The sequence below is a fragment of the Haloarchaeobius pelagicus genome, from assembly GCF_051207375.1.
In the GTDB taxonomy this organism is placed as follows: Archaea; Halobacteriota; Halobacteria; order Halobacteriales; family Natrialbaceae; genus Haloarchaeobius.
This window is the reverse complement of record NZ_JBPJZD010000001.1, coordinates 454,197-468,665: the sequence shown is the minus strand read 5'-3', so window position 1 is coordinate 468,665 and position 14,469 is coordinate 454,197. Positions and strand designations below refer to the sequence as shown.

Annotated in this window: 13 protein-coding genes; 3 read left to right on the top strand and 10 right to left on the bottom strand. The window is 66.9% G+C overall.

Annotated elements, in window-relative coordinates; genetic code table 11:
• Positions 1-18: 18 nt before the first annotated feature.
• Together ACSC1S_RS02480 and ACSC1S_RS02475 are read right to left on the bottom strand one after the other, a co-directional pair.
• A complete protein-coding gene (locus tag ACSC1S_RS02480) occupies positions 19-210 on the bottom strand; it encodes a hypothetical protein (RefSeq protein WP_435363013.1) in 192 nt (63 codons plus the stop codon).
• A 42-nt stretch (positions 211-252) separates the two neighbouring features.
• Positions 253-1,059: a lipoate--protein ligase family protein gene (locus ACSC1S_RS02475; protein ID WP_435363012.1), complete on the bottom strand. Its 807-nt coding sequence runs from the start codon at positions 1,057-1,059 to the stop codon at positions 253-255.
• A gap of 94 nt (positions 1,060-1,153) precedes the next feature.
• Between ACSC1S_RS02475 and ACSC1S_RS02470 the strand changes: the two genes are divergently transcribed.
• From ACSC1S_RS02470 to ACSC1S_RS02460, 3 genes are all read left to right on the top strand, one after another.
• Complete coding sequence (locus ACSC1S_RS02470) at positions 1,154-1,582, top strand: methylated-DNA--[protein]-cysteine S-methyltransferase (RefSeq protein ID WP_435363011.1); 429 nt, start codon at positions 1,154-1,156, stop codon at positions 1,580-1,582.
• A 65-nt stretch (positions 1,583-1,647) separates the two neighbouring features.
• Entirely contained in the window at positions 1,648-2,376 is a 729-nt protein-coding gene (locus ACSC1S_RS02465; RefSeq protein ID WP_435363010.1) for a helix-turn-helix domain-containing protein, read from the top strand.
• A 408-nt stretch (positions 2,377-2,784) separates the two neighbouring features.
• Positions 2,785-3,540, top strand: a complete 756-nt coding sequence (locus ACSC1S_RS02460; RefSeq protein ID WP_435363009.1) for an aspartate/glutamate racemase family protein — start codon at positions 2,785-2,787, stop codon at positions 3,538-3,540.
• 45 nt (positions 3,541-3,585) lie between these two features.
• Here ACSC1S_RS02460 and ACSC1S_RS02455 read toward each other — a convergent pair whose 3' ends face one another.
• From ACSC1S_RS02455 to ACSC1S_RS02420, 8 genes are read right to left on the bottom strand one after another with little or no spacing between them, the layout of a single operon-like run.
• Complete coding sequence (locus ACSC1S_RS02455) at positions 3,586-5,586, bottom strand: beta-galactosidase (RefSeq protein WP_435363008.1); 2,001 nt, start codon at positions 5,584-5,586, stop codon at positions 3,586-3,588.
• Entirely contained in the window at positions 5,583-7,784 is a 2,202-nt protein-coding gene (locus ACSC1S_RS02450; RefSeq protein WP_435363007.1) for an alpha-galactosidase, read from the bottom strand. The genes ACSC1S_RS02455 and ACSC1S_RS02450 overlap by 4 nt, the downstream gene beginning before the upstream one ends.
• The gene (locus ACSC1S_RS02445) at positions 7,781-8,602 is read right to left on the bottom strand and encodes an SDR family NAD(P)-dependent oxidoreductase (protein ID WP_435363006.1); all 822 of its coding nucleotides are present in this window, start codon (positions 8,600-8,602) and stop codon (positions 7,781-7,783) included. Before ACSC1S_RS02445 ends, ACSC1S_RS02450 begins: the two co-directional genes overlap by 4 nt.
• Before the next feature lies 1 nt (position 8,603).
• Positions 8,604-9,752 (bottom strand): galactonate dehydratase, encoded by a 1,149-nt coding sequence (gene dgoD, locus ACSC1S_RS02440; protein ID WP_435317230.1) that lies wholly within the window; start codon positions 9,750-9,752, stop codon positions 8,604-8,606.
• Positions 9,753-10,886, bottom strand: a complete 1,134-nt coding sequence (locus ACSC1S_RS02435; protein ID WP_435363005.1) for an ABC transporter ATP-binding protein — start codon at positions 10,884-10,886, stop codon at positions 9,753-9,755.
• 2 nt (positions 10,887-10,888) lie between these two features.
• Positions 10,889-11,836, bottom strand: a complete 948-nt coding sequence (locus tag ACSC1S_RS02430) for a carbohydrate ABC transporter permease (protein ID WP_435317228.1) — start codon at positions 11,834-11,836, stop codon at positions 10,889-10,891.
• Positions 11,829-12,848 (bottom strand): carbohydrate ABC transporter permease, encoded by a 1,020-nt coding sequence (locus ACSC1S_RS02425; RefSeq protein WP_261650194.1) that lies wholly within the window; start codon positions 12,846-12,848, stop codon positions 11,829-11,831. The genes ACSC1S_RS02430 and ACSC1S_RS02425 overlap by 8 nt, the downstream gene beginning before the upstream one ends.
• A gap of 16 nt (positions 12,849-12,864) precedes the next feature.
• Positions 12,865-14,244 carry an ABC transporter substrate-binding protein gene (locus tag ACSC1S_RS02420; protein WP_435363004.1) on the bottom strand — a complete coding sequence of 460 codons (1,380 nt, stop codon included), beginning with the start codon at positions 14,242-14,244 and terminating at the stop codon, positions 12,865-12,867.
• Between the last annotated feature and the right edge of the window lie 225 nt (positions 14,245-14,469).

Here is a 14,469-nt window from a genome sequence, read left to right as displayed (position 1 = left end):
TCGGCGACGACGACGACGTTACTCCGACCCCATCTCGGGCGCGGCCACCGCGTCGTCGAGGCCGTCCTCTCTGGCTTCGTCGAAGTACGCCTCGTCCTCTTCGGTGGCCGCGTCGTGGCTCACGCGATCCTCCTGTTCGTCGACGAGTTCCGTCTCGCCGGTGACCTTCTGGAACAGTGCTGCCGCGTCGGGGGAACCTGATTTCGACATACCCGTGAGTATCGATGCCACGGTGTTGAGCACACGCCCTACCTAGCTAGGGTCGTCCCGCTCGCGGTTCCAGGTGTCGCTGCGGTACTTCGATTCCGCGAGGTCCGCGGCCCCGGCGAGTTCGTCCTCGGTCCACGACCCCTCGGCCGCCCCGGCCCAGTCCTGCAGGGTGTCTTCGAGCGTCGCAACGGCCTCCTCGCGGCCGATACCGGACTGCGCGTGGATGCTCGTCACCCGCTCCTCGAAGGTGTCGTGGGCCGGTTCGCCCGAGAAGACGCCGCAGTGCTTCTCGGTCGCGAGGTCGAACGAGAGCGAGCCGTGCTGGATGACGGCCTCGCGCTGGCGGTACTGGGCGTTCCCGGAGATCTTCTGGCCGCCCGCGAGCACGTCGTGGGCGGGGTGGATGTCCCGCAGGTAGCACGCCGGGCGGTGGATACTCTCGTATTTCTGGTCGGCGAAGGCCGCGTCGACACCCATGTTCGCGAAGGCGTCGAGGATGGGGTCACAGAGCAGCTCGTAACTCTCCATCAGGTCGCCCGGCAACTCGTCGGCGGGCGCGACGATGGAGTAGGAGATGTCGGCGTGGTAGTCGTGGTAGATGCCACCCCCGCCGGTCTGACGGCGCGTCACGTCGATTCCCGCCTGCTCGCAGAAGTCCCAGTCGACGCTCTCGGGGTCCTGGCCGTAGCCGAGCGAGAGACAGCTCGGCTCCCACTGGTACACCCGGATGGTCCGTATCCCGTCTTCGGTCGCCGACTTCGCGGCGATCTCGTCCAGTGCCATGTTGGTCGGGCCGTCTCGCGATTCCTCTCGGATGAGTCGCCACTCCCGTGCCGCGACGTCTGCCATGGGCCGGGGTTCGGCCCCGAGGGGCAAGGCGGTTGCGGGACGACGGCAACGCGAGGACAGCAGAGTTAGGTCGCTGGCGCGCCCACCCTCTCGTATGCAGCTGACCGTCCTCGGCGGCTCGTTCGACATCGACGAGACGCTCCTCGATGCCGAGCCCGAGACCGTCCGCGAGCAGGTCGCCGAATACGGCCGCGGCGAGCGCGAGACGTTCGATTTCGACGTGCGATTCCCCGGCACCTTCACCGGCGACGTGATGCGCGAGATGGCCGCGATTCCCCGCGGCGAGACCCGGACCTACGGCGACCTCGCCGCTGCCCTCGACTCCAGCCCGGTCGCGGTCGGGCAGGCCTGCGGGCGGAATCCCGTCCCAGTGATCGTCCCCTGCCACCGCGTCGTCGGCACGGACTGGCTCGGCGGCTTCTCCGGCGAGACCGAGGGCGACCGCGTCGACCTGAAGCGCCGCCTGCTGGAACACGAGGGCGCGATTCCGGGGCGACAGACGACGCTCGCTGACTCGTTCTGAGCCGCCTGCACCCCCCGCCAGTCGGACCCGGGAGATTCAATATCGCCGCCACGATTCTCCGTCACATGACCGGCGACACCGACGACCGCGAACTCCTCCGCGCCACGCTCGACGTCTGGCACCCCGACTGCTGGGGTATCGAATCCAGCGAGCAGACGGGCGCGAGCGTCGTCGGCCACGGCGCAGCCACCGACGGCCGGTTCGCGTTCGAACGCTGCACCATCTACGGCGACTCCTCGGAGCACCTCGCGCAGGCGGTCGACGTCGCCCACGAGTCCACCTTCATCACGGCAATCGACGACCTCGGCGACGGTCGACGCGCGACTCCCGATGCGCCCGCGATGGGCCGGGCCGCCCGCGACGTGTTCATCGAGTACGAGGCGACCGACGGCGTCGGCGCGGCGTTCGTCTCCCGCGGCTTCGTCCTCGACAGCCACTACGAGGTCCGGGGCGGCCGCGAGACGTGGAACCTGCTCGTCCGCACTACCCGCGACGAGTTCGGCCGCACCCTCGATTCGATTCGTGACGACCTCCACGCCGACATCACCCTCGACCGCCTCGCCCCTGCCACACAGGCCCCGCCGCCGGAGCGCCCCGATACCCACGCTGAGGCGCTCACCCCGCGCCAGCAGGAAGCCCTCGCGCTGGCCCGCCGCCGCGGCTACTACTCCTGGCCCCGCGAGGTCACCGCCCGCGAACTCGCGGGCGACCTGGGTGTCTCGAAGACGACCTTCCTCGAGCACCTCCGGCGGGCGGAGGCGACGTTGCTGGGACCCGACGAGCGCGTGGAGTGAGAGTCTTCCGAGGATGGGTTGCTGTGGCGCGCGCTGACGAGCGTGCCGAATAGCGCGGTTCGAAGCAACGCGAGAACCGCGAGCCAGTGAGGCCGCGAGTCAGTGTCGCGCGAGGGACGACCGGAGCGCAGCGGAGGGAGTCGGCTGGGGAGGGCGTGGTGCGTTGCTGAGGCGGTGGCGGTCATTGCCACCAGCGCGAGTCGTCGTATCGGTTCTCGAACCACCATTGTAGACGTCTCAGTACCACCGAATCAGGCGGTCATGGCCACCAGCGCGAGTCGTCGAAATCGCGGAGCAACCAACTCCCGACACGCGATATGAAACCGAACACCATCAGCATCGAACAGCGACCAGCAGACCCTCCCATGGGAGGGCGACCTTCACCCTGACCCACGACCACCAGTCCGTATGGCCGAGCCGAACACCCCCACCGCCGACAAGCCAGCCCTCCAGACGATCGGCATCCTCGGCGGCATGAGCAGCGAATCGACCGTCACCTACTACCAGCGCCTGAACTCGGGCGTCAACGAGGCCCTCGGCGGGCACCACTCCGCGCCGGTGCTCATCAACAGCGTCGACTTCGGCGTGGTCGAAGGCTGCATCCGTGATGGGCGGTGGGACGACGCGGGGGAGTACCTCGCCGAGCGAGCACGAGAACTCGAATCGGGTGGCGCGGACTTCGTCGTCATGGCGACGAACACGATGCACCGGGTCGCCCCCGCCATCACCGACGCGCTGTCGATTCCCTTCCACCACATCGTCGATGCGGCCGCCGACGCCGCCATCGACGACGGCCTCGACACCGTGGGGGTCCTCGGGACGAAACCCGTGACTCAAGAGCCGTTCTACCGCGAGCGCTTCGCCGAGAACGGACTCGACGTGGTGCTGCCCGACGCCGACGCGTGCCAGGTGCTGCACGACGTCATCTTCGACGAACTCACGAGAGGCGTCATCACGGACGAATCCCGCGAGGCGTACCTCGACAGCATGGACGACCTGGTGGACCGGGGCGCACAGGGAATCGTCCTCGGCTGTACGGAAATCGAGTTGCTCGTCTCGGACGACGACTTCTCGCGGGTGCCACTGCTCGATACGACCGAGTTGCACGTCCAGCGGGCGCTCGAACTGTGTCTGCCCGACGAAGTCGCGACGCCGACGCCCTGAGTTGGGCTCCGAACCTCGTTGCTGGCCCCGACGCCCTGAGCCGCCTCAGTCGTCGGCGATGCTGACGCCGAGTTCGTGTGCGCCCGCCTCGACCACGGCTACGTCGTAGCCGCCGATCTCGGCACTGCCGACGAGGAACGAGGCGTCCTCGGGCGCGCTAATCTGTACGTCTGCTGGGCCGAAGTTCGTGACCCAGGAGTAGCCGTCGCGTTCGGCGACCCGGACCGAGTCCGGGAGCCGGTGGGTGCGGGCGACGCCAGCCGCGTCGAGCACGTCCGAGACGAGTGCGTCGGCGAGGTCCGCCTCGGGCCAGACGCCGCAGAGGGTGACCTGGCCGTCGCCGCGCTCGGTGGTCGTCACCGCCGAATTGCCAGCGGCGGTTCCGCTGGTGAACTCACCGAGTGATTCGGCGTCCTCGGGGACGAGCCACTCGGCCCACGTCCGGTACTCGAAGGACTCGCCCCGGTACTGGAGTTCGGTCGGGACCTGCGATGGAAGGCTCTCGTGCTGGTCGACCGTCGCGCCCGCGAGGTCGGCCAGCGGGCCGGGTGCGGGCGCGTTGTGCAGCTTGTTGTAGGGGTCCTTCAGGCCGGTCCGGGGACCGAGCAGCAGGTGCCCGCCGGACTCGACGTACTCCGTCAGGTTCCCAGCGAGGTCCTCGTCGACGAGGTGCAGTGCCGGCGCAACCACCGCCTCGTAGCCCGAGAGGTCAGTCTCCGGGTGGACCACGTCGGCCTGCACGCCGTGGCGGCGTGCCGCGGCGTAGTAGGACCTGAGATGGGACCAGTAGTCCCAGTCGGGGCTGTGCGGTTGAATCTCGGTCGCCCAGAGGTTCTCGTAGTCGTGGAGGATGGCAACAGGCGCGTCCACCGGGTCGAGGTCGAACAGCTCCTCGGCGGTCTGGGCGGCATCGTGGTAGCCCCGGTCGGCCGAGCCGTCGGCCTTGCGAAGCCCGGCGTGGTACTGCTCCTGTCCCTCGCGGCAGCGCCGCCAGCGGAAGTAACAGACCGCGTCGGCACCGTGAGCCACCGCGTGGTGCGCCCACAGCCGCATCGCGCCCTCGCCCGGCTGCGGGGCGTAGGGCGGCCAGTTCACGTCGCCGGGTTGCTGTTCGAGCACCCAGAAGGGTTTCTGCTTGGCACCCCGGTAGATGTCGTGGTTCATGCTCACCTCGTCGGGGTCGCCCGCCCGCAGTTCGGGGACGGTGGCGTCGCCCTGGCGACGGTCCTGGACGAAGCCAGTGGGGTAGGAGTCCCAGCCGAGGAAGTCCAGGTCCGGAGCCAGCGAGTAGGCGTCGAGGCTGGCGAAGTCGCCCATGAAGTTGTGGGTGACGAACCAGTCGTCGTTGGCTTCGCGGATGAGGTCCGCATGAATCCGGTTGTACTCGACCACGCTGTCGTTCGCGAACCGGTAGTAGTCCAGCAGGCGCGAGGGGTGTCGTTCCGCGGGTGAGGGACGGGGCGGGTCGACCGCCGCGAAGGAGTCGTACTGCTGGCTCCAGAAGGTGTTGCCCCACGACTCGTTGAGGTCCGCGATGTCGTCGTACTTCTCGCGGAGCCAGTCGCGGAAAGCCACGGCGCAGTCGTCGCAGTAACACCGCACCGTCTCGTGGCAGCCGAACTCGTTGTCGGTCTGCCAGCCCGCGACGTGCGGGTTGTCGGCGTATCTGTCCACGAATTTCCGGACGATTCGCCGCGTCTCCTTCCTGTAGGTCTCGGAGTTGAAGCAGGTGAATCGCCGGCTGCCCCACTCGCGCAGAGTGCCGTCCTCGTCCGCCTGCAGGATGTCGGGGTGTTCGTCGACGAGCCACTTCGGGGGCGTGGCGGTCGGGGTGCAGAGCACGGCCTCCATGCCGTACTCACCGACGAGTTCGACTGCCTCGTCGAGCCACTCGAAGTCGAACTCGCCGCGTTCGGGCTCGACGCGGCCCCACGAGAACTCCGCCATGCGGACGTACTCGAGGCCGGCGTCGGCCATCTGTGCTACATCTCGTTCCCAGTTGTCGCTGGGCCAGTGTTCGGGGAAGTAACAGACGCCGATGCTCATGTGTTGGTAGTCGTAAATCGCAGTGCGTTCTCGCCGGGCGTGAGGGTGACTCGCGCCACGTCGGTGGTGCCGTCGTCGGGGCCGTCGGGTGCGCAGCCGTCGAGTCGCCAGTCCTGGGGGACGGCGACCACAGCAGACTGTGGCTGCTCGGCGTCGAGGGACACCGAGAGCGTCCCATCGTCCCACTCGATAGCCGCGACCTGCGAGGCGAGACCAGCCAGATGGTCGGTCCCGAGCAGGTGCGGTCGGTCACGGGCCGGTGTCAGGTGCACCAGCAGGCAGCCGTGAGCCGGGACCTCGCGCTCGACCGCGCCCGCGTGGACCTCCTCGCGGAAGGCGTCCCACGCCACCGAGTCGAGCAGGCCGTACTCCACAGGGTCGACCCGCAGCGTCTGCGGTTCGTCGCGCCAGTTGAAGACGGCCACGGCGCGGCCACCGTCGGCCGGTCGCTCCGCGACGATCCGGGTCGGAATCTCGGCCTCGCCGATGCCTTGCACCTGTCCAGTCTCGACCGGTGGGAGCGAACGCTCGACCAGTTCACGGCCGACGTCCGCGATCTCGGCGACGCGGTCGCTCACGAAGTTCGAGCCGCCGAGCAGTCCGACGGTGGCGGCGAAACTGCGACGCTCCGCCAGCGAGAGGTCGGTCGTCTCGCGGACGAGCTGGCAGTCGGGGTCGTTCACCCACCAGCGCCGGTGGGTCCACTGCCGGTTGAGGACGTTCCGAATCGCGTTCTCGTGAGCCGGTTCGCTCGCCGGGGTGTTCTCCCAGTGGGGTGCGGTGTCCGGGCCGACGCGCATCGCGTCGACCAGCCCGACGCTCGGGCCCTGTGGCGCGCCACAGCCGAGGATGAACGTTTCCTCTCCCACAGCCTCGCGGATGGTCGCCATCCCGCGGCGGTAGGCTTCAGCGCGGGTCGCACCGTCGTCGTACCGGTCGCCGTCGAGGGCGGCCGCGTAGAGGAAGTCGAGTTTCAGGTACGAGAAGCCCCAGTCCGCCACGATGGTCGTGAACGTGTCTTCGAGCCACGCCAGCACTTCGGGATGGGTCGTGTCGAGTCCATACATCGGGCCGTGACGAGCCCCGGCGTCGACCGGCTCACCGTCCTTGGTGAGCAACCACTCCGGGTGGGTCTGGGCGAGGTCGGAGTTCGCCTGCACGTAGAACGGGGCGAGCCAGAGTCCCGGGTCGTAGCCAGCCGCGTCCACGTCCGCCACGAGGCCGGCCATGTCGTCGAATCCCTCGGCAAGAGTCCGCCAGTCGCCGAAGGCGGTCTGGTAGCCGTCGTCGAGCTGGACGAGGTCGAGGGGGACACCCCACTCCGAGAGCGACTCGACGTTCTCGTGGACGGCCGCCTCGGTGACCTCGGTGAAGTAGTGGTACCACGAGCACCAGCCGGTGGGGACCCGGTCGGGGACACGCGACTCCATGCGTTCGGCGGTCGCGTCCGCAATGGATTCGATGGCGTCGGACACGTCGGCCGTCGCGTCGATGCGGAGGGTCGGGAGGGTGAGTCGCCGGGGGTCGTGGTCGGCGTCGTGACCTCGAACGACGGCCCCGTCGCCGGGGCACACCGCGTCGAGGCCGTGGATTCCCTCGTCGTCGCGGTCCACGTCGAACCGGGTGACGAACCGCGAGTGGTCGAGAAAGCCAAGCGTGCAGTCGGGCGACCCCTCGCCGCCGAGAAGGGCAGTGAGGTAGTTCGAGGTGTCCTCGGGTGCGCCCGGGTCGAGCATCATCGGGACGTTCTCGGCAGGTTCCTCGGGATAGGACTCGCCCACGGAAAGCGTTCCAGTGGGGGTCCACGACTGGTAGCCGTGGCGGTAGACGGCCGACTCGGGGCCGTACGCCGGCACGTCAGCGTCGGCCAGCATCCGGAGGTCGCCGAGTTCGGTTTCGCCTTCCAGTTGTACTGAAATCCGCACGTCGACGTGCCCATCGCCGGGCATCAGGTCGACCGTCGTCTGCCAGTCGTCGTCGTGGACGATGCGGGCACCGTCGTCCGAGTCGGGGACGGGGTCGACCGCGGCCCGGGAGCCGACTGCCGGGGCGACTGAATCGCCGAGTGCCAGCGACAGGGTCCCAGAGAGCAGTGACGTCGTCCCGTCGGAATCGTCCCGTTCAACGACGAGCCGCCGGACCGCCGGGTCGTAGGTGACGGTCGTCTCGCCACCGGTCACGTCCACGCCGGGGCTCATTCCGGCCCTCGCTCGCGGCGCTCGCCGTAGTCCGGGAGCATGTCGTCCTGCATCACCTGCGAGCGCCCGCCGTCGACCAGCACCGATTCGCCGGTCATGAAGGCGGCGTCGTCGCTGGCGAGGAAGGCGACCACACCCGCGATGTCCTCGGGTTTCCCCACCCGGCCGACCGGGTGAATCGAGTCGAGGTGCTCGCGGTACTCGGGGTCCATCTCGCCGGTGGTCCGGTCGATGGACACCCAGCCCGGGTTCACCGTATTGACCCGGACGTGGGGGCCGAAGTCGAGCGCCATCGCCCGCGTCATGCCGTTGATGCCCGCCTTCACCGCGTTGTACGGGAACATCTCGGGCATGGTGAGGAACGCGTGGTTCGAGGAGACGTTCACGATGGCCCCCTCGTCCATGTACTCGCGGGCGTGCTTGGCACAGAGCCAGTACGACCGGAAGTCAGTCTCGAGGACGAACTCCCAGTCGTCCATGCTCGCCTCGTCGGCCGCCGTGTTGGTCTCGACGCCCGCGTTGTTCACGAGCACGTCGAGGCCGTCGTACTCCTCGGCGGTCGCCTCGACCAGTGCCGCAATGTCGTCGGGGTCGCGCATGTCCGCCCGGACGAAGACGGCCTCGCCACCCTCGTCCTGGATCGCTTCGACGGTCGCTTCGCCGGCCTCGACCGTTCTCCCGGTGACGACCACGTTCGCGCCCTCGCGGGCGAAGCGTTTCGCGATGCCCTCGCCGATACCGCGGGTCGACCCCGTGACGAGGACCGTCTCGTTCGCGAACCGCGAGCCGCCGTCGGGCAGGGGTACGCCGAACGGCATCTTACCACTCCGCCACGCTGCCGTCCTCGTGACGCCAGACCGGGTTGTGCCAGTCGACGTCGCCGGACTTGGCGCGCACGTGCTGTTCGTCGATTTCGATACCGAGACCGGGGCCGTCGGGCAGGTCGACGTAGCCTTCGTTGTACTCGAAGACGGACGGGTCCGCGAGGTAGTCGAGCACGTCGCTGCCCTCGTTGTAGTGGATGTCGAGGCTCTGCTCCTGGATGAGTGTGTTCGGCGAGCAGGCGTCGACCTGGATACAGGAGGCGAGCGCGATGGGACCCAGCGGGCAGTGCGGGGCCATCGCCACGTCGTACGCCTCGGCCATGTCGGCGATCTTCTTGACCTCGGTGATGCCGCCGGCGTGGCTCACGTCGGGCTGGATGACGTCGACGGCACCCGACTCGAACACCTCCTTGAAGTCCCACCGGGAGAACATGCGCTCCCCCGTCGCGATGGGCGTCGTGGTGTGACAGGCGATTTCGGGCAGTGCGTCGTTGTGCTCGGGCAGGACCGGCTCCTCGATGAAGAACGGGTCGTGCGGTTCGAGCGCCTTCGCCAGCCGCTTCGCCATCGACTTCGAGACGCGACCGTGGAAGTCGACGCCGATGTCGACCTCCGGGCCGACGGCCTCTCTCACCGCCGAGATGCGGGCCACCGCATCGTTGACCGCGGCCGGGTTGTCCACCCGGCGCATCTCCGCCGTGGCGTTCATCTTCAGGGCGGTGAAGCCCTCCGAGACCTTCTCGGCTGCCGCCTCGGCGACGCCCTCGGGCCGGTCGCCGCCGACCCACTGGTAGACGCGGACGCGATTGCGCGCCGCGCCGCCCAGCAGTTCGTACACGGGCGCGCCGAACTGCTTTCCCTTGATGTCCCAGAGCGCCTGGTCGATGCCCGCGATTGCCGACATGAGGACCGGCCCGCCGCGGTAGAAGCCGCCGCGGTACATCGTCTGCCAGTGGTCCTCGATGGGGTTGGGGTCCTTGCCGAGCAGGTAGGTGTCGAGGAGTTCCTCGACCGCGGCCCGGACGGTGTGTGCCCGGCCTTCGACGACCGGTTCACCCCAGCCGACGGTCCCGTCGCTGGTCTCCAGCCGCAGGAACAGCCAGCGCGGCGGTACCTCGTACAGCTCGTAGTCGACGATGCGCATCTACCGACCACCCTCCGGGGCGTACTGCCCCACTTCGACGTCGGTCTCGTCGGTCTTCGTCTTCAGCGCGTCGCCCGTGCGCGGGTCGAACAGGTACAGCGCATCCTCGTCGAACTCGAGTGTCACCGTCTGGCCCGGGCTGGGCCGGAGCGCGCTCGCGATACGTGCCGTCAACTCGATGTCTGCCAGGGTCATGTACAGGAAGTTCTCGTTCCCCATCGGCTCCACGACCGACACCTCGGCGTCGGTCCCCTCCCCGTCGGTGAGCCGGAGGTCCTCCGGGCGGATTCCCACGCGGACCTCGTCGTAGCCGTCTACCCACGAGTCGTCCTCGAGCGTGTGTTTGAATCCACCGGGACCGCGCAGGGTCGACCCGTCCACCTCGGCGGTGAGCAGGTTGATGCTCGGCGACCCGATGAAGTCCGCGACGAACTCGTTCGTGGGCGAGCGATACACCTCCTCGGCGCTCCCGACCTGCTGGAGGACGCCGTCGTTCATGATGGCGATGCGGTCGCCCATCGCCATCGCCTCCGTCTGGTCGTGGGTGACGTACACCGTCGTCACGTCCAGGTCGTGCTGGAGCTCCTGCAGTTCGGTCCGCATCTGCGCGCGGAGCTTCGCGTCCAGGTTCGACAGCGGCTCGTCCATCAGGAACACCTCGGGCTCGCGGATGATCGCGCGCCCCAGGGCGACCCGCTGTTGCTGGCCGCCCGACAGTTCCTTCGGCTTCTTGTGCAACAGGTCGGAGATACCGAGCATCTCCGCGACCTGGTCGACCTTGCTCCGGATCTCCGCCGAGGACATCTCACTCGAGAGCTTCAGGCCGAAGCCGATGTTCTGACGGACGTTCATGTGCGGGTAGAGCGCGTAGTTCTGGAACACCATCGCGACGTCGCGGTCGCGGGCGCGCTTCCCACTCACCTCCGTCTCGTCGAAGTAGATCTTGCCGCTGGTCACGTCCTCCAGGCCGGCGATGGTTCGCAGCGTCGTCGTCTTGCCACAGCCGGACGGCCCGACCAGCACGAGGAACTCACCGTCCTGGATGGTGAGGTCCACGTCGTCGACGGCGACGATGGTGCCCTCTTCGTCGTTCTCGAACTCCTTGCGTACCGTATCGATATCTATTGTTGCCATGATTATTCTTTCACCGAACCGGCCAGGATGCCGCTCACGAAGTACTTCTGCAGGAACAGGAACAGCAGGAATATCGGGATGATAGAGAGCCCTGCTGCCACCATGATCTGGTCGTAGTAGACGCGCTGTGCGCCGACGAGGCCGCTGATGGCCACCGGGATGGTGTACTTCTCCTGTCCGAGGATGACCAGCGGGAACAGGAACAGGTTCCACTGGAACAGGAACAGGATGATAGAGAGTGCCGCCAGCGATGACTTCATCGTCGGGAGTGCGATGCGGTAGAACAGCTGGAACTCCGTCGCGCCGTCCATGCGCGCGGACTCCAGCAGTGCGTCCGGGATGGAGCGCATGTTCTGGCGCATCAGGAAGATGCCGAGGGGGTTCGCCGCCCACGGCAGGATGATGGCCCAGTAGGTGTTGGTCATGCCGATGCGCGACATCAGCAGGAACAGCGGGATGACCAGCAACTGGATGGGCAGGATGAGCGTCGCCAGAATAGTGTAGAAGATCGGCTCCTTGTACTTGAACTCGTACTTCGCGAAGGCGAAGCCGCCCATCGAGCAGATGACCAGCGACAGCAGCGTGTACACCACGCCGATGAAGACGCTGTTCCCGATAGCCCCGAGGAAGCCGAGCTGGAACCCGTCGAAGCCGGGGATGAGCGTCACTCTGACCGGCGTCCCGCCGAGGGTGAACGTCAGGACGAACTCCTTGAGCTTCAGGAAGTATATCTGGCTCGTCCGTGCTTGCAGTGCGGCGAGGTTGCTGAAGAACTCGCCCCCGGGCAACAGGCTCGGTGCACTGCCCGCCGCGAGGAACGCCTCCTCCTTCAGGGTCGAGGCGACCACGATCCAGTACAGCGGGACGATGGTCACGACGACCGACACGAGCAGGAACAGGTACGTGACGACCTTCCAGGCGAAATCGCGCTGGGCTTCCTTCTCACTCATCACCATCACCACCGGCCTTGATCTGGACGACCGAGAGTATGCTGACGACGGCGATGAGCACCCACGTCAACGCACTCGCGTAGCCCAGCTGGAACTGTTTGAACGCCATCTGGTAGATGTACTGGACGATAGTCCGCGTGGCCTCCGCCGAGGCCCCGGCCTGGCTCACGATGAGCGGCTCGGAGAACAGCTTGAACGTGCCGATGGTCGAGGTGACGACCACGAACAACAGCACCGGCTTCAGCTGTGGCAGGGTCACGTATCTGAACTTCTCGATGCGGTTCGCGCCGTCTATCTCGGCGGCTTCGTACAGCTGTCGCGGGACGTTCTGCAGGCCCGCGAGCAGGATGATCATGTTGTAGCCGGTCCAGCGCCAGGTGACCGCCCCGACGATGGTCATGCGGGACCAGAAGTCGTTCTGGAACCACGGGATGGGGTCGATGCCGACCGTTCCCAGCATGAAGTTCACCAGCCCGGTCTCCTGCATCAGCAGGACGAACACGGTCGCGTACGCGACGAGGTTCGCCGACACCGGCAGCGCCAGCAGCGTACGGAACAGCCCGCGCGCCCTGACGAAGGCGGCGTCGAGTGCCACCGCGAGTGCGAGCGCGATGACGATCATGAGCGGGACCTGGACCACCAGGATGAACACCGTGTTGTACATCGCCTGGTGGAACTGCCCGTCGCTCAAGAGCCGCTCGTAGTTCGACAGACCGACGAACTTCAGGTCGGCGATGGCGGTCAGGGTGAACTGGTAGAATCCGAAGTCGAACGTGAGCAACGCGTCCCCACCCACGCTCTGGAACTCGAAGAACGAGAGGTAGAGCGTGTAAACGATGGGGAACGCGAGGAACACGCCGAACAGCACGAAGAAGGGCAGCAGGAAGAAGTAGGGCACTCCGGGGAGCTCCGGCAGCGTCCGCGTGAGCTGCTGGCGGCGCTTCCGGAACGCGTCTACGACGCTTTCCCGGCGAGATGCCTGCCGCTCGTCAACATTTGTTTCGAATGACATGAAAGGCGGTGCGGCGTTAGGCGAGGTCGCGACCGGTGCGGTCTGCGACCTGCTGTGCGGCCTTCTCGACTGCCTTCGTCGGGCTCACCTTGTCGTCCATCATGTCGCTGAAGTGCGTGTTGATGGCCTTGGTGACCTCGGGCGTGTCGACGCTGTAGCGGTACGACGGGATGTTCGGTGCGACCTCCGCGAACATACGTCCGGCGCGCTGGCCACCGAGGAACTCGTTCTTCGTGTCGAACTCGTCCGACTCGTAGGCCGGCTTGTAGGCCGGGAAGATGCCGAAGTTCTTGTACATCTTGATCTGCATCTCCTTCGAGGCGAGCGTGTACTGCATGTAGTCCCACGCGCGCCGGGCCTTCGGGTCGCTGACCTGGTCGGCGATGACGAGGTTCGAGCCACCCCAGTTCGTCGCGCGACCGCCACCGGACTCGTACGCCGGGGGCTTCATCACGCGCCAGTTGCCGGACGTGCTCGGGAGTTCGGCCTTGAGGGTGCCTTCCATCCACGCGCCACCGTTGAGGGAGGCGATGGTCCCGTCACCGAACGCCGAGAACCAGGCGCTCGACCACGAGGCCTTGCTGTCGGCGATGCCGGCGTCCTTGATGGCCTTGAGGTTCTGGGCCACGCGGACGCTGGTGTCGTTGTTGAACGCGACCTTCCCGTCCTTCGTGAACGGCTGCCCGCCGAGCTGGCGGTACTGCATGCGCCAGAGGCCGTCGTAGTCGTTCGACGGGAGGTTGATCATGTACTGACCGTCGGGCAGCTTCTTGCCCTCCTCGATGAACTGGTCCCACGTCTCGACCGTCGAGAGGTCGACGTCGTGTTCGGCGAGCACGTCTTCGCGGTAGAACGTTCCGACCGGGCCGATGTCCCACGGCATCGCGTACACGCCGCCGTCCTTCGTGAGCGGGCCCCACTTGCCGGAGACGAACTTGCTCTTGACGTCGTCGTCGAGCCACCCGGAGACGTCGCGCAGTCCGCCCGTATCGATCCAGGCGGCGGCGTCGACGCTCTCCATCATCGCCGCGGCGGGCGCACCGGAGCCCGCGAGCAGCTTCGACTTGAACTTGTCTTTCATGTCCGAGCGGCCGATCTGCGTGATGGAGACGTCGCCACCGTTGGCCGCCTCGTAGGGCTCGTCGGTGAGGTCGAGCGACTTGGCTGCAACGTCCCAGCCCCACGCTTCGATACTATCTGCCATGGCGGTGTCGCCGCCACCGCCGCCATTGGTGGTGTCGCCACCACCGCCACCGCCGCCGCCGCCACCGCCGCCGTTGGTGGTGTCGCCACCGCCACCGCCTGTGCTGACACAGCCCGCGAGTGCGAAGAGGCTGGCTGCGCCGGTTCCTTTCAAGACTGTCCGCCTGTCGATGGTGCGTTCCTTACCACTCATGCTGACCACTGTCATACAGCATGAAAAATAGAAACTTAATACTTTTGGTAAAATGTCGAGAGCTAAACTAAGTCCACGCTGTATGGCGATTCTCCACTAATATGTACCGTGAATACACCCACAAGTACCAGATATTTTATTGTTTCGTGGGTTCACCAACAGTGAACGAGGCAGTCAGGCAGGAGAACCCCGATACCCACGAATACGGGCCGTATAGCACCTGAA

Bases quoted from the DNA above. Each gene is read 5' to 3' on its own strand.
- dgoD (WP_435317230.1), bottom strand. From the start codon at position 9,752: ATGCGCATCGTCGACTACGAGCTGTACGAGGTACCGCCGCGCTGGCTG.
- ACSC1S_RS02420 (WP_435363004.1), bottom strand. From the start codon at position 14,244: ATGAGTGGTAAGGAACGCACCATCGACAGGCGGACAGTCTTGAAAGGA.
- ACSC1S_RS02460 (WP_435363009.1), top strand. From the start codon at position 2,785: ATGGCCGAGCCGAACACCCCCACCGCCGACAAGCCAGCCCTCCAGACG.
- ACSC1S_RS02480 (WP_435363013.1), bottom strand. From the start codon at position 210: ATGTCGAAATCAGGTTCCCCCGACGCGGCAGCACTGTTCCAGAAGGTC.
- ACSC1S_RS02445 (WP_435363006.1), bottom strand. From the start codon at position 8,602: ATGCCGTTCGGCGTACCCCTGCCCGACGGCGGCTCGCGGTTCGCGAAC.
- ACSC1S_RS02475 (WP_435363012.1), bottom strand. From the start codon at position 1,059: ATGGCAGACGTCGCGGCACGGGAGTGGCGACTCATCCGAGAGGAATCG.
- ACSC1S_RS02435 (WP_435363005.1), bottom strand. From the start codon at position 10,886: ATGGCAACAATAGATATCGATACGGTACGCAAGGAGTTCGAGAACGAC.
- ACSC1S_RS02430 (WP_435317228.1), bottom strand. From the start codon at position 11,836: ATGAGTGAGAAGGAAGCCCAGCGCGATTTCGCCTGGAAGGTCGTCACG.
- ACSC1S_RS02470 (WP_435363011.1), top strand. From the start codon at position 1,154: ATGCAGCTGACCGTCCTCGGCGGCTCGTTCGACATCGACGAGACGCTC.
- ACSC1S_RS02465 (WP_435363010.1), top strand. From the start codon at position 1,648: ATGACCGGCGACACCGACGACCGCGAACTCCTCCGCGCCACGCTCGAC.
- ACSC1S_RS02455 (WP_435363008.1), bottom strand. From the start codon at position 5,586: ATGAGCATCGGCGTCTGTTACTTCCCCGAACACTGGCCCAGCGACAAC.
- ACSC1S_RS02425 (WP_261650194.1), bottom strand. From the start codon at position 12,848: ATGTCATTCGAAACAAATGTTGACGAGCGGCAGGCATCTCGCCGGGAA.
- ACSC1S_RS02450 (WP_435363007.1), bottom strand. From the start codon at position 7,784: ATGAGCCCCGGCGTGGACGTGACCGGTGGCGAGACGACCGTCACCTAC.